The organism is Dactylosporangium sp. NPDC051087, assembly GCF_055586325.1.
In genome coordinates this window covers 259,938-281,328 of record NZ_JBVJIJ010000003.1, presented here as the reverse complement: position 1 = coordinate 281,328, position 21,391 = coordinate 259,938, and the positions used below count along the sequence as shown (strand labels likewise).

The 21,391-nt window shown below is 73.6% G+C and carries 20 protein-coding genes; 11 read left to right on the top strand and 9 right to left on the bottom strand.

The genetic code is table 11. The features are described from left to right. The first annotated feature begins 4 nt into the window (after positions 1-4). Positions 5-322: an HNH endonuclease gene (locus tag ACZ6TV_RS07865; protein WP_465296400.1), complete on the top strand. Its 318-nt coding sequence runs from the start codon at positions 5-7 to the stop codon at positions 320-322. 105 nt (positions 323-427) lie between these two features. Beyond that, positions 428-2,461: a cell wall-binding repeat-containing protein gene (locus ACZ6TV_RS07860; protein WP_465296399.1), complete on the top strand. Its 2,034-nt coding sequence runs from the start codon at positions 428-430 to the stop codon at positions 2,459-2,461. Positions 2,462-2,495: 34 nt separating this feature from the next. Here ACZ6TV_RS07860 and ACZ6TV_RS07855 read toward each other — a convergent pair whose 3' ends face one another. Together ACZ6TV_RS07855 and ACZ6TV_RS07850 are read right to left on the bottom strand one after the other, a co-directional pair. Further along, entirely contained in the window at positions 2,496-3,134 is a 639-nt protein-coding gene (locus ACZ6TV_RS07855) for a response regulator (RefSeq protein ID WP_465296398.1), read from the bottom strand. Then, complete coding sequence (locus ACZ6TV_RS07850) at positions 3,122-3,973, bottom strand: sensor histidine kinase (protein WP_465296397.1); 852 nt, start codon at positions 3,971-3,973, stop codon at positions 3,122-3,124. Before ACZ6TV_RS07850 ends, ACZ6TV_RS07855 begins: the two co-directional genes overlap by 13 nt. Positions 3,974-4,005: 32 nt before the next feature. Between ACZ6TV_RS07850 and ACZ6TV_RS07845 the strand changes: the two genes are divergently transcribed. The 8 genes from ACZ6TV_RS07845 (at position 4,006) to ACZ6TV_RS07810 (ending at position 10,593) form a co-directional block, all read left to right on the top strand. Continuing rightward, a complete protein-coding gene (locus ACZ6TV_RS07845) occupies positions 4,006-4,578 on the top strand; it encodes a hypothetical protein (RefSeq protein WP_465296396.1) in 573 nt (190 codons plus the stop codon). Continuing rightward, a complete protein-coding gene (locus tag ACZ6TV_RS07840) occupies positions 4,523-4,843 on the top strand; it encodes a hypothetical protein (RefSeq protein ID WP_465296395.1) in 321 nt (106 codons plus the stop codon). Before ACZ6TV_RS07845 ends, ACZ6TV_RS07840 begins: the two co-directional genes overlap by 56 nt. 82 nt (positions 4,844-4,925) lie before the next feature. After that, positions 4,926-5,405, top strand: coding sequence for a hypothetical protein (locus ACZ6TV_RS07835; RefSeq protein ID WP_465296394.1), 480 nt, complete (start codon positions 4,926-4,928; stop codon positions 5,403-5,405). Positions 5,406-5,844: 439 nt separating this feature from the next. Continuing rightward, entirely contained in the window at positions 5,845-6,423 is a 579-nt protein-coding gene (locus ACZ6TV_RS07830) for a PadR family transcriptional regulator (protein ID WP_465296393.1), read from the top strand. Continuing rightward, on the top strand, positions 6,420-7,151 hold the full coding sequence (locus ACZ6TV_RS07825; protein WP_465296392.1) for an ABC transporter ATP-binding protein: 732 nt from the start codon (positions 6,420-6,422) through the stop codon (positions 7,149-7,151). The genes ACZ6TV_RS07830 and ACZ6TV_RS07825 overlap by 4 nt, the downstream gene beginning before the upstream one ends. After that, positions 7,148-9,628 carry an FtsX-like permease family protein gene (locus tag ACZ6TV_RS07820; protein WP_465296391.1) on the top strand — a complete coding sequence of 827 codons (2,481 nt, stop codon included), beginning with the start codon at positions 7,148-7,150 and terminating at the stop codon, positions 9,626-9,628. The genes ACZ6TV_RS07825 and ACZ6TV_RS07820 overlap by 4 nt, the downstream gene beginning before the upstream one ends. Next, entirely contained in the window at positions 9,574-9,978 is a 405-nt protein-coding gene (locus ACZ6TV_RS07815; RefSeq protein ID WP_465296591.1) for a mycothiol transferase, read from the top strand. Before ACZ6TV_RS07820 ends, ACZ6TV_RS07815 begins: the two co-directional genes overlap by 55 nt. Before the next feature lie 84 nt (positions 9,979-10,062). Beyond that, a complete protein-coding gene (locus ACZ6TV_RS07810) occupies positions 10,063-10,593 on the top strand; it encodes a hypothetical protein (RefSeq protein ID WP_465296390.1) in 531 nt (176 codons plus the stop codon). A 54-nt stretch (positions 10,594-10,647) separates the two neighbouring features. Here the strand turns inward: ACZ6TV_RS07810 and ACZ6TV_RS07805 are convergent, their stop codons facing one another. Next, positions 10,648-12,855 carry a hypothetical protein gene (locus ACZ6TV_RS07805; protein WP_465296389.1) on the bottom strand — a complete coding sequence of 736 codons (2,208 nt, stop codon included), beginning with the start codon at positions 12,853-12,855 and terminating at the stop codon, positions 10,648-10,650. Positions 12,856-12,982: 127 nt separating this feature from the next. Here ACZ6TV_RS07805 and ACZ6TV_RS07800 point away from each other — a divergent pair, with 127 nt between their 5' ends. Then, positions 12,983-13,534 (top strand): hypothetical protein, encoded by a 552-nt coding sequence (locus ACZ6TV_RS07800; RefSeq protein WP_465296388.1) that lies wholly within the window; start codon positions 12,983-12,985, stop codon positions 13,532-13,534. Between the two features lie 20 nt (positions 13,535-13,554). Here the strand turns inward: ACZ6TV_RS07800 and ACZ6TV_RS07795 are convergent, their stop codons facing one another. The 6 genes from ACZ6TV_RS07795 to ACZ6TV_RS07770 form a co-directional block, all read right to left on the bottom strand. Next, a complete protein-coding gene (locus ACZ6TV_RS07795; protein WP_465296387.1) occupies positions 13,555-14,496 on the bottom strand; it encodes a hypothetical protein in 942 nt (313 codons plus the stop codon). 41 nt (positions 14,497-14,537) lie between these two features. After that, positions 14,538-15,056 carry an SRPBCC family protein gene (locus ACZ6TV_RS07790; RefSeq protein ID WP_465296386.1) on the bottom strand — a complete coding sequence of 173 codons (519 nt, stop codon included), beginning with the start codon at positions 15,054-15,056 and terminating at the stop codon, positions 14,538-14,540. Beyond that, positions 15,056-15,382, bottom strand: a complete 327-nt coding sequence (locus ACZ6TV_RS07785) for an ArsR/SmtB family transcription factor (protein ID WP_465296385.1) — start codon at positions 15,380-15,382, stop codon at positions 15,056-15,058. The genes ACZ6TV_RS07790 and ACZ6TV_RS07785 overlap by 1 nt, the downstream gene beginning before the upstream one ends. 49 nt (positions 15,383-15,431) lie before the next feature. Beyond that, positions 15,432-17,396 (bottom strand): sulfatase, encoded by a 1,965-nt coding sequence (locus tag ACZ6TV_RS07780; protein WP_465296384.1) that lies wholly within the window; start codon positions 17,394-17,396, stop codon positions 15,432-15,434. A gap of 127 nt (positions 17,397-17,523) precedes the next feature. Further along, entirely contained in the window at positions 17,524-17,883 is a 360-nt protein-coding gene (locus ACZ6TV_RS07775; RefSeq protein WP_465296383.1) for a hypothetical protein, read from the bottom strand. Between the two features lie 11 nt (positions 17,884-17,894). Further along, positions 17,895-21,341 (bottom strand): NACHT domain-containing protein, encoded by a 3,447-nt coding sequence (locus ACZ6TV_RS07770; protein WP_465296382.1) that lies wholly within the window; start codon positions 21,339-21,341, stop codon positions 17,895-17,897. Positions 21,342-21,391: the final 50 nt, after the last annotated feature.

Genomic DNA, 21,391 nt, shown 5'->3' with positions numbered 1-21,391 from the left:
TCGCATGGCGGGCATGACCGGCAGGCGGCCAACGGCTTGGACATGGCGCCACCACGCGGATGGGCGAACGACGCAGCTGGTTCTGACTGAGATTCACGAGGGGATCCGCCATCCGGGAGGCCGTGGTAGGCGTGCGCTATCAGGACAGCAGTCCGCCGGCGTCCACCCGTGCGCCTGCCCGGCGCTCTTCCACCCGAACGCGAGCCAGTGGCCCGAGGTGCGCGGGTGCACCGCCGCCCTGCGATCCGCCGCACGCATGACAGCTCGAAGATCACCCGAGGCGACAGGTCCTCGTCGTCAAACAGGCCCGGCCGGCGTATAGGGGGGCAGGTAGTGGGCCGTGAGGCCCATGGTGTGAGGGTGACTCGCGATCTAGACTGCGCCGTGGCCGCCGCCGGGCAGGCCGCTCCACGGGGAGGACTGGCCAGTGTCGTTCAAGGTCACACGTCGTGCCGCCATGCGCGGTGCGGCGGCCGCCGCGGTTGCGGCCGCTGCCGCGCCGGTCATCGCCTCCGGTGCGAGGGCCGCGCTGCCCGGTGCGGCGGGGAAGATCACCTATCGTCCCGGCACCGACTACTGGATCGCGAACGCGGACGGTTCGGGGGCCAAGCTGCTCGCGGCCAACCCGACCGGCGGCGGGGGCACCGGCAGCTGGGCGCCGGACGGCAGCCGGTTCTTCTTCGGCACCCCGGACGGCCCGGTCTCGGTCCGGGCCGACGGCTCCGGGCTGTTCGAGTTCCCGTGGCAGAACGGCGGCGAGGTCCACGAGCCGGTGGTCACCGCCGACGGCCGGTTCATCATCTACACCGCCTACGGCAGGCTCGCCTACGCGGCGACCGACGGCACGTGGCAGGGCGGCGAGCAGGTCTACAGCGTGCCCGACACCAGCTTCGACAAGGACTTCAGCCCGGCCGTCTCCGTCAACGGCACGGTCGTCTTCGTGCGCGGGACCTACGTCCACACCGGCGACATCTACCGGGTCGACGAGTTCAAGAAGATCACGAAGATCATCACGAACGGCGCCTCGCCGGACTTCTCGCCGGACGGGACCAAGCTGGTCTTCGCCCGGATGATCGCGGGCGACCCGACCACGTACCACATCTGGACCGCCGACGCCGACGGCAGCAACGAAACCCCGATCACCCCGACGATCGACATCGGCGGCAGCAACTGGAACCACTCGCCGGTGTGGTCGCCCGACGGCGGGTCGCTGCTGTTCTGCAGCGAGGAGAAGAAGACCGGATATCCCAAGCTGGTCCGGCTCAACCTCGCCACCAAGCAGTGGCAGTACCTCGCGGAGTTCGTCCAGAAGCCGACGTGGCAGCCGGTCACCGGTAACTTCGTCGAGCGGGTCTGGGGCCAGACGGCGCTCGGCACGTCGGTCGCCACGTCCCGCTACAACTGGGCCGACCACGGCGCCGGCGACCCCGTCCGGCCGCAGGCCAAGGTGGTCGTACTGTCCCGCGACGACATGTACCAGGACGCGCTCGGCGGCTCCGCCCTCGCCGTGGCGAAGGAAGGCCCGCTGCTCATCACCCCGCCCGGCAAGCTGGACCCGGCGACGAAGGCCGAGATCCAGCGGGTGCTCGGCGGCACCGGCACGGTCTACCTGCTCGGCGGGCAGCTGGCCCTGTCGGCGAAGGTGGAGAGCGAGATCGCGGCGATGGGCCACACCGTGGTGCGGCTGTGGGGCCAGACCGAGTACGACACCGCGGTCGCGATCGCCAAGGAGATCGCGCCGAAGCCCGAGGCGGTCATCGTGACCACCGCGCTGAAGTACTACGACGCCCTCGCCGCCGGTGCCGCGGCCGGTGCGAACCCCGGCACCGTGATCGTCCTGACCGCCGGCGACGCCATGCCGGCCGCGACCGCCGCGTACCTCAACACGCTCAACCCCGACCCGGAGACCGGCACGATGATGATCGGCGTCGGCGGGCCGGGCTTCCGGGCCCTCGGCGCGGCCTACCTCGGCGGGCAGCTGCCGTCGTGGCAGTCCCCGGTGGTCTGGCCGGTGTACGGCGCGACCGAGTTCGAGACCGCCGTCGCCGTCGCCGAGTTCTTCTTCAGCAGCCCCCGTACCGCGGCCGTGGCCACCGCGTCGACGTGGTTCGACGCGCTGACCGGCGGCGCGATGGTCGGCTCCTGCTCCGGCCCGCTGCTGCTGTCCAGCCCGAACGGCCTGAGCCCGCAGACCGAGGCGTACTTCAACCGTTCCGCCGCGTCGATCAAGTACGCGGTGCTGCTCGGCGGCCCGCTCGCGCTGAAGAGCGCCCTGGTCGCCCCGCTCGGCGCCGCGATCTCCCTGCCCGGGCAGGTGCAGTACACGGAGTACACGGAGACCTTCGCCCCGCTCGCGGCAGCGGCGAAACGGTCCCTCGCCGCGACCGCCGGCGGCGCGCGCCCCCGGGCGGGCGGCGGCGGGCTCCCCGGCACCCGGATGCACCGGCCGAAGGCGCTCTGACCGGCTCGCCCACCTCCGGCGGGTGCGGGCCCGCTCACGCGCCGGGGCGGAGGTGGGCGAGGACGGCCAGGACGCGGCGGTGGTGGTGCGGGGACTCGTCGATGCGGAGCTTCTGGAAGATCGAGCGCATGTGCGTCTCGACGGTGCGCTCCGCGACGACGAGCCGGGCGGCGATCGCGGCGTTGGAGTGCCCCTCGGCAACCAGGGCGAGGACCTCGCGTTCGCGCGCCGACAGGTCGGTCAGGCCGGACCCGCGGGCCTTGAGCAGGGCGGCGACGACCTCCGGGTCCAGGGCGGAGCCGCCGGCGGCGACCCGCTCGAGCGCGGACAGGAAGTCGGTGACCTGCAGGACACGGTCCTTCAGCAGGTACCCGAAGGCGCCGGTCGACACGAGGTCCACCGAGTACCGGGTCTCGACGTGCTGGGACAGCAGCAGCATCGGCTGGTCCGGCTGCTCGGCGCGGATGAGCCAGGCGGCGCGGGCGCCGTCGTCGGTCATCGTGGGCGGCATCCGCACGTCGATGACGGCGACGTCGGGCCGGTGCTCCCGGACCGCGCCGGGCAGGTCGACCGCGTCCGCGACCGCGGCGACGACGCTGTGCCCGCACTCGGTCAGCAGCCGGATCATGCCCTCGCGGAACAGTACGGAATCCTCGGCGATCACGACGCGCACGGCAGCACCGCCTCGATCGTGGTGCCGGCCCCGGCGGGGCTGGTGACGGTGAGCGCGCCGCCGATCGACACGACACGGTCGTGCAGGGCGGTCAGGGCCGCGCCGGGCGGCACCCCGCCGACGCCGTCGTCGGCGACGCCGATCGTGAGCTGGTCGCCGACCCGGGTGACCGCGACCCGGACCGCCGTGGCACGGGCGTGCTTGAGGACGTTTGTGGTCGCCTCGGCGACCACGAAGTAGGCGGTGACGGCGACGACCTCCGGCACCTCGGCGGCGGCGACGTCGAGCGTGACCGGCAGCGGGCAGTCGGCGGCGAGCCGGGACAGCGCCGCGGGCAGCCCGTCGTCGAGGCTCGCCGGCCGTACCCCGTGCGCGAGGCGGCGCAGCGTGCCGATCGTGCCGGCCAGCCGCTCCACGGCCTCGTCCAGCTCGCCGGAGACGGGATCGCCCGCGGGCAGGCGGCGCTGCGCGGAGCGCAGCTGCATCCCGACCGCGACGAGCTCCTGCTGCGCGCCGTCGTGCAGGTCGCGTTCGAGGCGGCGGCGCTCCTCCACGACGGCGAGCACGATCCGGCGCCGGCTGTCGGCGACGTCCCGCACCGCGCGGCGCAGCCCGAGCCGCAGCCGGCTCACCTCGATCGGCAGCCGGGCCGCGGACGCCGCGAGCCTGGCCCGCCGCACCCGCCGGGCCGAGCCCGGGCTGACGACGAGGACACCGATCTGGGTGTCGGCGGTGCGCAACGGGATCCGCACGCCGTCCGGCAGCTCGCCCGCGACGGTGCCGTCCACTTCGGACAGCAGCAGCGCGAGTCCCGGGTCGCCGACGACCTCGCGGAGCACCGCCTCGACGGACTCGGGCTCGGCGGAGCGCGGTGAACATCACCGGCTCCCACACCGCCTCGGGCACGGTGACCGGCGAGGTGGCGTGCGGCTCGTCGTGGTGGTTCATGGTGACCACGAACGCCGCCTGCACGAGCAGCGCCGACACCGGCACCCCCACGGCCACCACCCGCCACCACCGCCCGCGCGGCAACCCGTCGGGGAACACCAGCAGCAGCGCCATGAACCCGACGACCTGCCAGGGCCACGCGCCGGCGCCGTACACCGGCAGCCAGGTCTCCACGACGGGCGTCGCGATCATCAGCGCGGCCAGCCAGGCGAGCGCGGCCGCGACGGGGCTCCCGGGCGGCGAGCAGCGCACCCCACGAGCCCACGAACACCACGGTGGCGACGAGCACCTGGGGCCTCATCGCCTCATTCTGCCGCCCTTTTCGCGCGTACGGATCAGTGCCAGCACGTACGTCAGGACCAGTACCCGCCGCGAAGCCCCGCACCCCTTCGCTGCCGCACTGTTCGTTTGTTCGCTTCTTTCGCCCGTTGGAGGCTCCCGTGATCGCCATCCTGACCGTCGTCGCCGCGCTGCCGCTCGGCCTGCTCATCCGTAACCGGCTCGCGGCGATGCTCGTGTACGCCGTCGTGTTCGCCCAGCTGTACACCTTCCAGACCGCGGTGCTCGTGATGGAATGGTCCAACGGCGCCACGGCGGCCTTCCCCCGCGACGGGTCGCAGCAGATGCTGGACGGGTCGTTCGGCTACCTCGCCTTCACGTCCGTCATCTACGCCGCCGGGTTCGGCCTGATCGCCCTCGGCCACTGGCTGCGCAACCGCCGCCGCACCGGCCCCGAGGTGCGCCTCGAGCCGTCCCGCTGACCTGACCACCCGCCGGCCGTCACCAACCCGACGGCCGGCCCGCTGGTAAGCCGTTCACCGCACGCATCGGTACCTCGCGACGGTGCACCCGTGGGTCGCGGTCGTCGCCGGGGACCTCGCCCGGCGCATCCGGTGGCGGACCCTGGCGCCGCCCCGCGGGTCGGGTCGCCTGCTGTGGATGTGCGAGCGGATGGCCACGCCGCCGCACGCGCGGGAGACCGTTCCCGTCCTGTACCGCGCCGCCCGCGGCCGCGACGTGACCGACCCGGACTGGCCCAGCAGCGCCAGGCCCACCGCGTGCCGCCTCGACACCGCCGACTACACGACGCTGCTCCGCGACCGGGTCACCGGCACAACCGTCCCCGCGGGCGCCGGTCGGGTCGCGGTCCTCGCCCCGGCCGGCGCGACCGTCACGACCTGGTCGGGCGCGACGGTGACGCACCGGCAGTCGACCGGGCAGAGCGTCGGCGTCGCGGGTGCCGTCGACGCCGCGGTCTTCACCCGGCGTGGCGACGCCACCGCGACGGGCTGGCTCGGGGCGTACCACCGCATCACCCCATGAGCTCAGCGGCCGCGCCGCTCCGGGTCATGAGGTCAGCGGCCGCGGCGCTCCGGGCGGCGCCTGGTGCGGCTCCATGACACGAGTCGTGGACGGTTGACGCGGTGTACCGCCCGGTCCCAGCGGTGGACCGGTGCGGGGCCGTGGCGGCCGGTCGTGGACCGGGTCAGCCGTGCCGCCAGTGGTGAGGGGCGGCAGGTGGTCGCCGGGCCTGCCGGGACGGGCGCCGGCGGGGTCCACGAGCGCCGGTTCGAACACGTGCACTGCAGCCACTCAGTCATCCGGGTCCCATTCCACGAGCCGGTCGAAGCGGGTCGAGCCCACCCAGGCTGTCTATCACCGCACCCGCCCGCCCGGACACCGATTTAGTGCCGGCGGCGGGGGTCGACAAGGCTTGTATACCGAGTATTATACCGGTCATGCTATCGAGGATGTGGTGGGCATGAGCATCCGGCACGCGTTGCTGGCGTTGCTCAGTGAAGGGCCCAAGTACGGGCTGCAGCTGCGGGAAGAGTTCGAGGCGCGCACCGGGGAGGTGTGGCCGCTCAACGTCGGGCAGGTGTACACGACCCTGCAGCGCCTCGAGCGGGACGGGCTCGTGCAGTCCGACGGCGACGCCGAGCCCGGGCCGCAGCGCGGGTTCCGGATCACCGAGGACGGTGCCGAGGAGCTGGCCGGGTGGCTGCGCACGCCGCCCAACCTGGAGTCGCCGCCCCGTGACGAGCTGGTCATCAAGGTCCTCGTCGCGGTGCGGCTGCCCGGCGTCGACGTGCACGAGGTCATCCAGACGCACCGGCGCTACCTGGTCGAGCTGATGCAGCAGTGGACCCGGCTCAAGGACGAGGAAGCCGACCTCGACCTCGGCCTGGCGCTGGTGGTCGACGCCGAGCTCTACCGCCTCGACTCGGTCGTACAGTGGCTGGACACCGCCGACGGTCGGCTGAAGCGTGCCGCGCTGGAGCCCCCGGCGCAGAAGCCCGCCGCCCCGCTGATCCGGCGCCGGGCGGGGGTGCGGCGATGAGCCCCGTCCTCGAGCTTCGCAACGTCTCGAAGACCTACCTCGACGGCACCGACGAGGTGCACGCGCTGCGCGAGGTGGAGCTGTCGGTCGAGGCCGGCAGAATGGTCGCGGTGATGGGCCCCAGCGGCTCGGGCAAGAGCACGCTGCTGACCATCGCCGGCGCGCTCGAAGCGCCGACGAGTGGTGAGGTCCTCGTCGCCGGGCAGCCGCTCGCGGCGATGTCGCGTGACGACCGGAGCCGGCTGCGGCGCCGCGCCATCGGTTACGTGTTCCAGGACTTCAACCTGCTGCCCGGGCTCACCGCGGCGGAGAACGTGACGCTGCCGCTGGAGCTCGACGGGGTGAAGGCCGGGAAGGCTCGTGGCGCCGGGCTGCGCGTGCTGGAGGACCTCGGGCTCGGCGACCGGGCGGCCCGCTTCCCCGACCAGCTGTCCGGCGGTGAGCGGCAGCGGGTCGCGATCGCGCGGGCCGTCGTCGGCGACCGGCGGCTGCTGCTCGCCGACGAGCCCACCGGCGCGCTCGACTCCGCCAACGGCGAAGCCGTCATGCGGATGCTGCTCGCCGCCTGCAAGCGTGGCCTGGCCGCCGTCGTCGTGACGCACGACGCGCAGCTCGCCTCGTGGGCCGACCGGGTCGTGTTCATCCGCGACGGCCGCATCGTCGACCGCACGGCGCCGCGGCCCGGCCCCGAGTCGCTGCTCAGCGAGACCGGGGGGCCGGCGCGGTGAGCGTCGACCTCGACGACCGCCCACTCGCGCTGGGCAAGGGCCACGGTGGCATGCAGGCACGGCGGGCCGTCGGCCGCTGGGCGTGGCGGTTGTTCCGCCGGGAATGGCGCCAGCAGTCGCTCGTCCTGGCGCTGCTGATGACGGCCGTCGCCGCCACCACGGTCGGGCTCGGCGTCGCCGGCACCGCGGGGGATCCGCAGGCCGCGATGTTCGGCACCGCGAGCCTCCGGGCCTCGCTGAGCACCGCCGGCGCGGACGCCGCCGCCGACGTGGCCACGCTGCGGAGCTCCTTCGGCACGATCGAGGTCATCGACTACCAGAAGATCCCGGTGCCCGGCTCGGCGAACGCCGTCGACCTGCGCGCGCAGGACCCCGACGGGCCGTACGGGCGGATCCTGCTGCGACTGGACAGCGGCCGCTACCCGCAGGGCCCCGCCGAGGTCGCCGTCACCGAGCGGGTCGCGAAGCTGTTCGGGCTGCGGGTCGGCGGCACCTGGGACGCCGGTGGCCGGCAGCGTACGGTCGTCGGCCTCGTGGAGAACCCGCTGGACCTGCGGGACCGGTTCGCGCTCGTCGCCCCGGGCCAGCTCACCCAGGTCGGCGAGACGGTCGTGCTGATCCAGGCGTCCCGGGACGAGCTCGCCGCGCGGCCGAAGCCGTCCGGGATGTCGATCAACGTCCGGGATACGGGAGCCGACCCGGGCAGCGTCCTGGTGCTCATGCTGACCACGGTAGGGCTGCTGTTCGTCGGCCTGCTCGCCGTCGCCGGGTTCACCGTCATGGCGCAACGGCGCATGCGGTCGCTGGGCATGCTCGGCGCGCTCGGCGCGAGCCACCGGCACATCCGGCTCGTCCTCGTCGCCAACGGCGCGGTCATCGGCGGTGTCGGCGCGCTCGGCGGTGCCGCCGCGGGTCTCGCCGCCTGGCTCGCGTTCGGCCCCCGGCTCGAGCCGCTGCTCGGGCGCCGCATCGACCGGTTCGACCTGTCCTGGTCGTCGCTGGCGGCGGCGGTACTGCTGGCGTTCCTCACCGCCGTCTGCGCCGCATGGTGGCCCGCCCGCACGGCCGCGAAGGTCCCGGTCGTGGCCGCGCTGTCCGCCCGTCCGGTGCCGCCGCGCCCCTCCCACCGCTTCGCCGTGCCGGGGGCGGTCCTGCTCGCCGCCGGGCTCGGCGCCCTCGCCGCGTCGCAGCAGACGAAACCGCCGTACATCATCGGCGGCGTCCTCGGCACCGCGCTCGGACTGCTGCTGCTCGCCCCCGTCGGCATCGCCGCCGCCGGTCGCCTCGCCCGCCGCGCACCCGTCGCGCCCCGGCTGGCGCTGCGCGACCTGGCCCGGTTCCGGGCCCGCTCCGGTGCGGCGCTCGCCGCGATCACCCTCGCCGTCGGCATCGCCGCGGTCGTCGCGCTCAGCGCGGCCGTGACCGTCGCCAAGGCCGCCGCGCCCATCGGCGGCACCATGCCCGCCGACCAGCTGATCGTGTGGCTCGGCACCGACGGCGTCGAGGGGCCGGTGCCGGAGGTCACCGCCGAACAGGCGACCGTGGCCCGGCAGCGGGTCGACGCGATCGCCGCCGGTCTGAACGCCACCTCCGTGCTCCCCCTGCAGGTCACGGTGGACCCGGAGACCCCCATGTCGCGCGGCGACCGGCAGGGCCGGCCCGTGTCCCACATGGGGCCGCCGCGCACCCGGACCGTCGACGGCCGCACCATGACGTCGTACAGCGGCGACGAGTCCGAGCCGCTCTTCGTCGCGACACCCGAGCTGCTCGCCCACTACGGCATCGACCCGTCCGGCATCGCCGCCGACGTCGACATCGTCACCTATCGCGCGAACTACGACGGGTACGACTTCTTCCCGACGTCCAAGAACAGGACGTGGCGCCCGAAGGTCCAGCACGCGGACCTGCCGGCCTACACGTCACTGCCCCGGTCCCTGATCACCACCCACGCCATCGACGCCCTGCACCTCAATGTGGTCCCCGCCGGCTGGCTGCTCAAGGTCCCGCGGCCGATGGACCAGACCCGCATCGAACGCACCGAGGACACGGCGCAAGCGGCGGGCCTCACCGTCGAGACCCGCCCGACCGGCGCGGACGTCGCCCGCCTGGCCTGGTACGCGACCGCGATCGGCGGCGCGGTCGCCCTCGGCGTGCTCGCCATGACCGTCGGCCTGATCCGCAGCGAGACCGCCCGCGACCTGCGCACCCTCACCGCCGCCGGAGCACCGCGCAGGACCCGCCGGGCCCTGACCGCGGCGACCGCCGCGTCGCTCGCCGTGCTGGGCGCGGTGATCGGCACCGGCGGCGCGTACCTGGCCCTGATCGCCTGGCACCATCGCGCTCTGCACTGGCTCGGCCACCCACCCGTGTTGAGCCTGGCCGCGATCCTGGTCGGGCTGCCGGTGGCCGCGTACGCCGGTGGCTGGCTCCTCGCCGGCCGGGAACCGGCGACCCTGTCCCGCCAGCCGCTCGACTGACGTCCCGCCGCGGGGCGCCCCGTCAGACCGGGCGGGGCGCCTCCGGCCTGCCGTATCCTGGTCGTCGATCCGGCCTTCGTCGGCTCTGGACGCACCGCTCCCCGAGGACCTTCCGCCACGGCCGGCGCCGCGATCCAACGCCATGGCGCGGCGCCGTGGGACGCGCCAGCGCCCGCTCCCGTACGATCGCCGCCGGCTTCGACCTCAACGACACCAGAGTGCGCCCATCGCCCGGCGACGTCAGCCTCAGGTTCATCTCGCTGCTGCTCATCGAGGACTTCGCCCGCCATGCCGGGCACGCCGACATCCTCCGCGAGCAGCTGCTCGCACGACCCGGCGGGCCGACCTGAGCGCGGCAGCCCGTGATCGGCACCCGCCGGCCTTTCCGCTCAGGTCCTCGACCGTCCGGGCCGACCGTCGATAGTCTCGAGGCGGTGAGCGAGGCGATGGTATTCCTGTGCGCCAGTGGCTGGCCCGGGCCCGATCCGATCGACCAGGACCCGGACTTCGAGGCCGAGCAGGTCGTCGCCGTCGCCGACCGGGAGGTGCCGCTGCTGTGGCTCACGCTGTTTCGCGGTGACCTGCTGGTGCCGCGGGAGCGCGGCCTCGCCGGCCTGGCCGCCGCGGTGCCGGTGCTCGACCGGTGGTTCGGTCCGTCGGTGTCCACGCACGCCGACCTGCTCCGGCAGGCGCTGCAGTGGTTCCCCGGTGCGTGGTTGACGATCGAGTGGGCCGACGACCCGCCGGAGCAGGACATGCTGCGCTCGGCGCTGTCCTCGTTCGACGATCCCCGCGCCGGGCCCGGGGAGTTGCTGCGGCTGTGCCGGCTCGATCCCGCCGCGCTGCCTGCCGCCCGCGATCCCGCGACGCCGCTGCTGACCCACCTGACGGCCCAGGGGCCCGCGCTGCGGCTGCTCCTGGGCCGGTCGTTCCACATGATGGTGCCGTGGGAGCAGCCGATCTGACGACCGTCAGTTCTGCTGACGGTGCGGACGGTCGCGTCGGTCCGGCGCTGTGCGTCACCGCCAGGCGGTTGCGGCGGGGAGGCGTTCGACCTTGCCTTCGGACGTTTCGACGGCGGCGGCGAAGACCTTCGGGTCGTTCGTCGGATACAGGGGGTAGTTCGGGGCGTCGTTCATGCCGTCGCCGACGCGCCACAGTCTGCTGCCGGTGCCCCATGGGCCGCCGGTGCACCAGCCGGTCCAGTACGGGTAGCCGGGGACGCCGGCCGGGCCGGAGCCCGAGGAGCGGCGGCAGACGGCGCCGTTGGTGAGGCGGACGGCGAAGATGGCGGCGGGGCCGTCGTTGACGAAGGTGGCGCCGCGCGGGACGCCCTTCAGCAGGGTCCAGGCGCCGGTCATCCCCTCCGGTGCGCACAGGTATTCGGTGGTGCTGCGCGGATTGGCGAAGCACGGGTCGGAGATGGTGCCGCCGGCGAAGCAGCGGAAGCCGTCGGGGCGCGGCGCGAGCTCCGACGGGATGCAGTTGTCGTCGCCGCCGCCCCGGCGGGTGCTCGCCGAGCCGGCGGAGCCGTCGCCCCACGGGTCGGCGGACACGATGCGGGTGCCCGGCGTCAGCTCGCGGATCGCCTGCGACACCACGGCCGCGGCCTTCTTGTCGCCCCACGTCTTGTCGACCTGCGCGGCGGCCGCGTCGTGCTGGGCGGCGGTGCACCTGCCGAGCGGCTTCACCGCGGTCTTCGCGTCGGTGGCCCAGGTCGGGAACTGCCACAGTTCCTTGCTCTTGTCGGCGAACCGGTCCTGCAGCGCGAGGTTGCGGTACAGCAGGTTCGCGTCCGCGGCCGCGTCGGCGCACCCGGCGGTCCACGCGCCGAGGTCCTGCGGCGCGCCGGTCAGGTGCAGGGTGATGCTGACGGCCGTGACGAAGGCGTCGGCGAGCTGGCTGCTCAGGTACTCGGTGAGTTCGAACAGCTGCAGGTACCGCAGCCGCCGGGAGATCTCGTGGGTGAGCCGGCCCGCCTTGACCGCGTTCTGCGCGGCGGCGCCGCCCTTGGCGATCTGGGCGCGCAGCGCGTTCTCGTAGGCGGTGACGACCGCGGTCGCGAGCGCGTCGTCGCTCGGCTCCAGGACGGCTTTCACGCAGTCGACGGCCACGCCGAGCGCCATGGTCGTCGCCTCCTTGAAGCTTTCCGGCCGGCTGCTGAGCAGGCGTTTGCCGCCGCACTCGTAGAGGCCCTGCAGGAACGCGTCGACCACCGGCGACCCGGAGCCCTTGATGGTGAGGTTGTCCACGACCATGCCGACGATGTCGGTGAAGATGGTGACGACGGACGTGTGCGCGGTCATGGTGATCTCGGCGGGTCCGGGGGTGGCCGGGCGGGCGACGCCGAAGGCCATCGTGTGCACCTGCGGGATCAGCGCGCGGCTGCGGGAGTCGAACGCCGCCCGCGCCGCGGTCCACGCCCAGCCGGCCGGCGACACGTCGGCCTCCCCGTTCCACACCCAGGCCCACTCGACCCCGCCGGGGGTGAGCGTGATGCGCTGGCCGTGCGAGCGGTTGTTGGCGACCCGGACCGTGATCACGCCGGACTTGTCGGGCTCCACGCAGGTCCGGATCGCGGCGGCGCTCAGGTCCTCGTCGGGGCGCACGACGGAGCGCACCCACGACGGCAGGTCCTTGCCGTTGCACTTGGGCGCGTCGGCGCGCTTGCCGAGCCACTCCCCGATGGTCTGCCCGAGCCCGGCAGCGCCGTTGCTGACCCAGTCGATGATGGAGAACTGGGTGACGCGCGCGGTCAGGGTCGTGTCGGTGACGGTGACCGGCTCGCCGGTCGGCGCCCACGCGGCGAGGTCGGGGTTCCACCGCACGAGCACGATCGTGGCCCGCTCGGCCGGGGTGAGCGAAGCGACGTCCCAGGTCAGGGTGACCGGCTTCGCGAGCGGGGCGCCGTGCTCGACCTGGACCGGCGCGCCCCAGGCCTCCTCGGCAAAGGGGCCGGTGACGCCGGCCGGCGGCGCGCCGAGGCCGACCTTCAGGGCTGCCCCGGCGGCGACGGTACCGGCATCGACGGTGACCGTGACGTGCTCGTTCTTCACCACGTCACCGGCGCTGCCGACGGTCTTCGGCTCGCCCGCGAACACCGGCCGGGGGTCACCGGCGGTCTTGCCCGGCGCGCCGGACCGGTTGCCGGCCCACACGACGCCGGCGGCGACGAGCACGACGACGGCCACGGCGGCGCCGATGACGAGCTGCATGCGCCGGTTCATGCGCACATAAGATCATCTCGGCGCCGGGGTGGGGCATTGCCCGATGGGCCGGACCGCCGCCGCCGACCGGCTGTCGGATCGAGGCCGGAGCGTTGCCCGTGCCGTCGTCCGGCTCTACCGTCTGCCCATGCGGTGGCTGCGGCACATCCTGACGGCCTGCCTGGCACTTGCCGGGGCCGGTGTCCCGGCGATCCCTGCGTCGGCGGCGCCCTGCACGGTGAACTGCTACCGGTTTCGGGCGGACATCACCCTCGAAGGGTTCAGCAATCCCGCCCCGGTGTTCCCCGGCGGTATCCAGTATGTCACCGTCCGCGCGCACAACACCGGCTGGCGCACGGGCGGCATCACCGGGCCCCGCCCGTTCCCCGGGCCGGCCGCCGGCACCGTGTTCGTCGAGTTCGCGCCGGACAGCCCGGAGCAGTATCCGGAGTTCTACGAGCCGGTGCCGTGGCCGTCGCTCTACCTGACGAGCATGTCGTCCGGCCACGGGCCGCGCAACGCGGTCTGCTACGGCCCCGGCATCCCGACCATGTCCTACGGCGAGTGCACGATCGCGTTCCGGGCGCCGCAACGGCCGGGCACGTACACGTTCACGCTGTGGACGGCGGGCCACTTCGACGAGTACGACACCACCAACAACCGCATCTCGATCACCTTCGAGGTCCGCTACCTGGCATGACGGCGGTCGCGCCGACCGGATCAGCTCTGCTGGTAGTTGACGCCGGCGAAGCCGCAGGGTGCGTGGACGTGCAGGTAGTAGGCGCCTTCGCCGTAGTCGTCGAAGTCGCCGCCGTACAGCATGCCGGCGTAGTCCATCGGCCGGCCGCATCCGGGGCAGTCGGGGTGCTCGGCGTCCTGGATCCATTCGGGGTGGCCGCCGAGCGTGGAGCCGCCGTCGTGCCACGCGCTCGCCAGGAACGGGTTGGGCCGCCGCGGGCCGGTGACCGGCAGCAGCGCGGGCGGGTCCTCCGGGCCGGTGCCGGTCGGGGCGTAGCTCGGCAGCGTGTTGCCCGGCCACCACGTGCTGCCCCCGTCGGCGGTGACCTCGCTGAACAGTGTCGCGTAGCAGGCGCAGAAGTGGCAGGTCCGCACGACGAGCCGGCCGGTCCAGCCGGTGTGCGCGAGCGCGGCGCTGACCGCGGGCTCGGCGGTGTCGACGTCGGCTGCGGTCCACAGCGGCGACGCGCACCACGGGCACACCGGGCCGCCGGCGACCGGCGGCGCGGCGGTCAGGTGCCACTCGAATGCGGTGTCCCCGCACAGGTCCCGGCCGCCGGCGGTCCAGCCCCCTTCCTTCGCGTACTGCAGCGGGCCGACGTGCAGGTCGGCGGAGCCGGGCGGGGGCTGCGCCTCCCACCGGACGAAGGCTTCCTCCGCGTGGGGATGGCGGGTGTGCGCGAGGGCGAGCAGCAGATGGTTGAGCGCGTCCGGGGTCTGCCCGCCGTCGACCCGCTCGACGAGGCGGCGCACCACGTCGGCGCCGGCTCCCCGGTACACCTTGGGCGGCCACAACACGTCGAGGTCGAGCAGCAGTCCGTGATGCGGCACCAGCCGCTCCGGCGCGGCCGCGGCCATCGCCTCCAGCTCCTCGGCGGCGTCGTCGTCCCCGGCGGCGGCCTTCCTGATCAGCTCCTCGATCATGCCCGGCATGCTAGCCGTCGCCGCCGGCCGGCCGGGACCGGCTACCGGTACGCCGGGGCGAGCTCGGCGTAGCGCTGGCCCCAGTCCGGGAGGTCCCCGGCGGCCAGGTGGGCGGCGAGCCGGTCCAGGAACGCGTGCGTGCCGGGGATGAAGCCCTGCGCGTTGCGGACGCTCAGGCCGCGGTGCACGAACAGCAGCACGGTGGCGTCGCCGTCCTCGGTCAGCTCGTAGCGCACCACGCCGTCCTCGACGATCCGCTGCCGCCACTCGTGCTCCAGGACGGCGGTGCGGGGGGCGGCGCCCGACGGTGGCTGCCAGGTCAGGATGCGGCCGGTCATCTCCTTCGCCTCGGGGGCGGCCGGCGGGTCGTCGGGCATCATCGTGATCGCGCCGCCGGCGCGGGGCTCGATCGTCGTGGCGCCGAACCAGGCGGCGCGCTGGGACGGGTCGGTGATCGCGGCCCAGACGGCGTCGATGGGGAACGGCAGGCGGCGGCGGAAGGTCATGGTGGCCTCGTCGCCGTGCACGTCGAGGTGGCCGAGGCGGTCGTCGATGGTCATCACTCAGCTGCTTTCTGCTCGGCTCGGGTGCCGGCGAGGTGGCGCTCGATGGCGTCGAGGTGGCCGGCCCAGTGTTCGCGGTAGCGCCGCAGCCAGGCGTCGACCTCCGACAGTCCCTCGGGTCTGAGGGTGTAGATGCGGTGCTGCGCGCGGGCGCGGACCTCGACGAGGCCGACCTCGCGCAGCACCCGCAGGTGGCGGGAGATCGCCGGCTGGGTCAGCCCGGGGAAGGCGGCCACGAGGTCGCCGGCGGGTCGCTCGCCGTCGGCGAGCAGGTCCAGCATGCCCCGCCGGGTGGTGTCGGCGAGCGCGGTGAAGACGTCCACCCAGCGAGTATTACCCAATCCTCATATAACCGCAATGTTATGCAGTGGTTCAGCGGCGGACGGCGAACCGTTCGACGGTGAGCGTTCCGCCGTCGACGCGGACGCCGAAGCCGTAGCGGTACTGCGCGCGCACCGCCGGGTCGTCGAGGCGGACGAAGCGGCCGACGTCGGCGGTGAACAGGTACTGCCACGCACCGCCCGCGGCGACGGCGTAGGCGGTGACCTCGTCGCGGTGCAGGACGCAGGCCAGCCGCGCGTTCGGCCCCGGGTAGGCGATCGCCGCGTCGAGCTGGGTGACGCGCTGGCCGGTGAGGGTGTTGCCGATCCGCACGTCCCAGCCGGTGCGCTTCAGCCGGTGGTTGTACCAGACGAGCACGTAGTTCTGCGCGTCCTTGACCAGCCCGGCGAACAGCGTGTCCTGGCTGGTGGCGGCCGCGTTGGCGTACGAACGCTGGCTGGCGACGACCGCGACGGGCGACACGGTGGCGGCGGCGGTCGAGCGCAGCAACGCGAACGCGGGCGCTCCCCCGGCCGCGACGGTCAGCGCGCCGCCCGCCGCCTGCACCGTCCCGGCGCGCCCCTCCGGCGCCGGGGCGAGGACCGTGAACCCGCCGAGACCCGCGTCGAACTCCTGTTCCAGCACCACGTCCGGGAAGTTCTCCGGCGTCGGGTACGGCGGCAGCAGGCCGACGTCGCGCAGATGTGCGTCCAATGCGGACCGCAGCGCCTGCACCCGCGCCGGCTGCGCCGCGGCCAGGTCGTTTGCCTCCGAAGGGTCGGCGACGAGGTCGAACAGCTCCTCCCGGCCGTCGTGCAGGCGGCGCAGCAGCTTGTACCGTCCACTGCGGACGGACGCGGACGGGAAGCCCGGCGGGTGCCAGTGCGGGTACACCCAGAACAGGTCCTCGCGCGCGGGTGCCGCACCGCCGGCGAGCAGCCCCGCGAAGCTGACCCCGTCGAGCCGTTGCGCGGCGGGTCGCGGTACACCGGCGACGTCGAGCAACGTCGGCATGAAGTCGACCGTGCTGAACGGCGTGTCGACCACCCGCCCGGCGGCGCCGGCCGGATGGTAGGCGATCATCGGCACGCGGACGCCGCCCTCGTAGAGGGTCGCCTTGGCCCCCCGCAGCGGCGTGCTGGGCGCCACGGCGCTGTCACCGCCGTTGTCCGACAGCAGCAGGATGACGGTGTCCTGCGCGATGCCGAGCCGCGTCAGGGTGGCCCGGATCGCGCCGACGCCGTCGTCGATGACCTCCAGCATCGCGGCCAGGACGGGGTTCTTCCCGGGCTGCCCCGAGCCCGGTTTCGCCCGGTACTTGTCGACGATGGCCTGCGGCGCGGCGAGCGTCGCGTGGGTGGCGTAGTGGGCGAGATACAGCAGGAACGGCTTACCCTGCTGGTGCGAGCCCGTGATGAAGTCGACGGCCTCGAGGTTGAGCCGGTCGACGAGGTACTCGTTCTCCTTGCGGGCGGGCAGGTCCGGCAGCATGAAGTACGGGTGGAAGTAGTCACCACCGGCGATGTACTGCTGCTCGGAGGCGATCACGTCGGTGAACCCGTGCGACCACGGGTTGCCGGGCCGATCCCGGACCGGTCCGGTGTAGGTCTCGGTGAGGTGCCACTTGCCGATGAGCCCGGTGCGGTAACCGGCGTCGCGCAGCGTCTCCGGCAGCGTGGTGTGGCTGGTCGGCAGGAAGTCGTCGCCGCTGGGCCCGAGGTACTCGGTGATGCCGACGCGGGCCGGGTACTGGCCGGTCATGATGCTGGCCCGGGTCGGCGAGCACACCGGCGCGGCCGTGTAACCGGCGGTGAACCGGACACCGTCGGCGGCGAGCCGGTCGATGTTCGGCGTCTCGTTGAACGTGTTGCCGTAGCACCCGATCTCGCGCCGCGCCAGGTCGTCGATGAGCACGACGACGATGTTCGGCCTGGCGGCTGCCGTTGCCCGGCCCGGCACCCCGGCGGCGGCGACGCCGGCCGCGCCGAGCCCGAGCAGCATGGTGCGACGATCCATGACGCGACGGTAGGCGCCCGGAATTCTTCCGTCGAGACCCGGCAATATTTACATTCTTTAATGTTTCGGGTCGGCACCGTTACCGCCCGGACGGCTCCCCCGCCGGCCGGGACACAGCCCTCGACCGTCAGTCCAGGTCGGCGCCGGTGCTCGCGTCGCCGCCGTTGGCACTGGCGTCACCGGTCCGCTCAACGGTCACGTCGCCCGCCGGCGCCCGCCGCGCCCGCAGGCCGGTGTTGGCGCTGCCCGATCCGCGCACCGTGGCGCCGCCGGTGTCGGACACCCGGATGCTCGGCGCCCCCGGCGGCTGCGACACGGGCACCAGGTACGGCGCGACGAGCGCGAGCAGCCCGGCGACCGCCGCCACCGCACTGGCGATCTTGTCCGCCCGATCGAGCCCGACGGCGACCAGGTACACCGCCAGGCCGGCCACGACCGCGGCGCAGACGACCCGCCCCGCCCAGATCCACAGTGGACGTCCGTGCAACGTCGACCTCCTCAATCCTCGGCGCCGAGTTCGCTGCGCGCCAGTACGATCATCTCCGGAGCGAGATCAACCGCCCGCCGCCGCAGTTCGACCGCGCCGTCCGCGGCCGCCACGAGCACCCGCCAGTCTCGCTCCTCCGTTGCCATGGCGGTGAAGCCGAGCGTGAGGCACATGACGTTCGCGGCCCGCGCGGCGTCCGCCGGCTCGGCCCTGCTGAACAGCGGCAGCACATGACGGTCCAGGATCCGCGCACGCGGACGTCGCTCGTCCGGGCCGTGCCGCCACCGCTCGATCAGCGCCTTGACCTCGCCGGCGATCGACTCGAGGCGCATCGTCGGGTAGGTCGACCCATCGACGCCCGCCCTGCGCAGCAATGTCGAGGCGAACTGCTCCTCAGGCCGATCCCGGCCGGCGACGTCGTCCGCGGCGGTCAACGCGGAACACGCCGACACCAGCGCGGGCCCGAGCACAGCGCCGACACCGCCCGGCTGTCCCGGCTCCACGTCCACCGTCACGTCCGTCAGGGCGACCCGGTCCAGCAGCACCCCCGCCTCGGTGACCTCGTCGACGACCGAGGACATGTCCCGGATCGCCTTGAGCCACGCCTGCCGCCACTCCTGGGTCTGGGTGTAGGTCGATCTGGGATTGTCGAAGGCACGCCGGACCGCTTCGTCCGCGGCGGCACACACCTCGAGCGCGTCGTGAAGGCGCCGCGCCACGCGGATGGCCTCCGTCGTGTCCGCGATGCCGGCGACGGTGCCGAGGCCGTGCTGCCGGCTCCGGTCGGCCACCCTTGCGACCGCCTGCAGTGCCCGCCCGGTGAGTGTCACGAGCGCGCCGGCGAACGCCAGCTGGTCGCTGACGCGGATGTGGTCGTAGCGGTCGTATTCGCGGGTCGCGAACCAGTCGGGGTCGTCGGACGCCGCGAGCAGATGGACCAGCGTGGTATGGCGCGCGCGGGCCTGCCCCCGCACCTCATCCGTGTCGCCACCGGTATGCCGGATTCTGTAGCCGTTCGGCGCGTCGGGATCGCGCACGTATTCGGTGCGCGGAGGCCCGCCGTCGTACGTCGTCATGGTACGTCGCTCCTGCTCGGCCTCCTCCTTGATCACCGCTCGGCTCTGCGCTCGCACGCGGCCGACGCTGCGGGCGAGCGGCTCCAGCGTCCGGATCATGAGGGTGAGCCGGTCAGGGACCAGATGCGAGAGCACCTGGCAGACCAGCGGCGCCCGCGTGGCGTCCTGCACGACGGCGACGCGCAGCGACGCCACCATGGTGGCCCCTCCCGGCCGCCAGCGCTCCGGCAGGCGACCGGCCCGCGGCGCGGCCCAGACCGCAACATTGGCGAACCGCACGCGGACGTCGACCTCGGTGAGCTCCTCGACCGTGGCGAGCCGGCACGCGGGCACCAGGTTGTCCGAATCGCGCACGACGTCGTTGACCCACTCGACGAACCGCGCCGCGTCGGAGGCCCACATGCCCTGCGCGACCGCCTGAGCGCGCGGATCGCCCGGCAGCGGCCGGTCCGGCGGTGGAGTGCCGGTGTCGCGGATGAAAAGGTGATACAGCCCTGCCGGGACACCCGCGGTGCACACGGAGCCACCGGCGGACGTCGGGACCCCCTTGCGCAGGTAGCGGGTGGCCTCCACACCACCGGCCAGTCGGCGCAGGTCGGCGGATGCGTCGGCGTGGTGCGCGGCGGCGATGAGATCGTCGAGGCGCGCCCGCAACGCGCCGTCGATCGAGGGGGTCAGCTCCAGGCACTCGAAGGCCAGCGACAGCGCCGCGACCGAGTTGGTGTCCAGGGCGGCGGACACGATCGGGTCCGCCGGGCGCATCGCGGCCCAGAACAGGATCGTCTCGCGCCAGTGCGACCTGCCCAGGCCGTCGACGAGCACGCCGATCGAGGTGGCGTCGGCGGCGTGCCGGGCGGCGAGGTACTCCTGGAAGGTGAGGTGCGCGAACTCGAAGATGCCCGGTTGGCGCTCCACCAGCAGGCCGTTGTTCTTCGCGTCGGCGAGCACCGGCGGCGCCGTGCCGTGGGCGGTGCCGACGTCGAGCACGGCGCTGCCGGTGGCCATCAGGTGGAAGGCCAGCGCCGCCAGCTGGTCGCACGACGCCCGGGCGGTCTGGGGGTCGGGCTCGCCCCGCGGGGTGAGCATCACCTCGAAGACCTCCTCGTAGAGCAGGACCCTGTTGTCGGGGAGCTGTTTGCGGTACTTGTGGACGTTGGCGATCATGGTCAGCAGCAGCGGGTTGGCCATCATGTCGTGCAGGGCGGGCGTGGCGGCGAGCAGGCCGAACAGCTCGTCGGCCGACGCGTGGGCCTGCCGCTGCTGCTCCGCCCGGCCCGTCCGCACGTCGTGGTCGGCGGCCTCGCGCTGGCCGACCGCGAGATACCACTGCCGCAGGAACGCCCTCACCTGCCGGTCGGTGAACGGCCGGGCCTGCAGGACCGTCGCGGCCGCGAGGTGCACGCGCTCGTAGCCGTGCGGGCGCGAGGTGAGCACGAAATGGTTCGCACCGTAGTTGAGCATCTGCCGTTCGAGCCATGCGACGGCGGCGGTCCGGTCCGGGGGCCGCACGATCTCGTCGAGCCCGTCGAGCAGGATGACGCACCTGCCGCGGCGCAGCCGCACCTCCCACCAGTCCCGGGGCTCCCGGGCCGGGATCTCCCGGGTCACCGCGCGCACCAGCGCCGGCAGCGACAGGTCGGCGTCCTCCCGGATGTTCCGGACGCAGGAGCGCATCTCCAGCAGCACCGGGATCGCCCGCTGGCCGGGCAGCAGCGCGCGGCTCGCGACCCGCCGGGCGACGTGCCGCAGCAGGGTCGTCTTGCCGCTGCCGGGCGCGCCCAGCACCACGAGCGTCTGCGGCCTTCGGCGGTTGAGGAACAGCCAGATCGACAGCCGCTCGACGACCGTCGGTGGCGCGTCGGCGAACAGGTGACCGCCGACGGAGTGCGGCGGCCGCGGCACCAGGCTCACGTCGACGAACACCTTGTCGAGCTCGGGGCTCGACGGGCCCATCGTCGGCCGCGGATGCGCGGTGCGGGCGTGCGCGTTCTGCCGCATCACCCAGACCCGGTAGTGGTGGTGATACCTGCTCAGCGAGCGGCCCAGCGCGGCGTCCGCCGCCGAGCCGAGCGCCCGGAACCGCCGGGCGACGACCCCGCCCACGAACATGAGGACCATGAGCAGCGCCCAGCCGCCGACCAGGACCGGCACCGCCGCCGGCCCGAACCGTCCGGCGATGTCGTCCCAGTACAGAACGGCGACGACCACGGTGATCAGGACGCCGAGGACCGTGATCGGCAGGCCGACGAAGTTGAGCACCGTCACCGCGCCGGTCAGGGCCCCGGTGACCGCCACGTTGACGCCCTCGGTCCGGTCGAACCGCGCCTCGCCGGTCCGCTCGGCCGAGACCGCCGGACCGTGCGCTTTCGCTTCCTGCCGCATCGCCCCTGCTCACTGAAACGCGGTGCCGGTGATGACGTCTGACGGTCCAG

Excerpts from the sequence above, each read along its gene's own strand:
- ACZ6TV_RS07865 (WP_465296400.1), top strand. The coding sequence starts at position 5 with ATGGCGGGCATGACCGGCAGGCGGCCAACGGCTTGGACATGGCGCCAC.
- ACZ6TV_RS07830 (WP_465296393.1), top strand. The coding sequence starts at position 5,845 with ATGAGCATCCGGCACGCGTTGCTGGCGTTGCTCAGTGAAGGGCCCAAG.
- ACZ6TV_RS07825 (WP_465296392.1), top strand. The coding sequence starts at position 6,420 with ATGAGCCCCGTCCTCGAGCTTCGCAACGTCTCGAAGACCTACCTCGAC.
- ACZ6TV_RS07805 (WP_465296389.1), bottom strand. The coding sequence starts at position 12,855 with ATGAACCGGCGCATGCAGCTCGTCATCGGCGCCGCCGTGGCCGTCGTC.
- ACZ6TV_RS07800 (WP_465296388.1), top strand. The coding sequence starts at position 12,983 with ATGCGGTGGCTGCGGCACATCCTGACGGCCTGCCTGGCACTTGCCGGG.
- ACZ6TV_RS07795 (WP_465296387.1), bottom strand. The coding sequence starts at position 14,496 with ATGATCGAGGAGCTGATCAGGAAGGCCGCCGCCGGGGACGACGACGCC.
- ACZ6TV_RS07790 (WP_465296386.1), bottom strand. The coding sequence starts at position 15,056 with ATGACCATCGACGACCGCCTCGGCCACCTCGACGTGCACGGCGACGAG.
- ACZ6TV_RS07780 (WP_465296384.1), bottom strand. The coding sequence starts at position 17,396 with ATGGATCGTCGCACCATGCTGCTCGGGCTCGGCGCGGCCGGCGTCGCC.
- ACZ6TV_RS07770 (WP_465296382.1), bottom strand. The coding sequence starts at position 21,341 with ATGCGGCAGGAAGCGAAAGCGCACGGTCCGGCGGTCTCGGCCGAGCGG.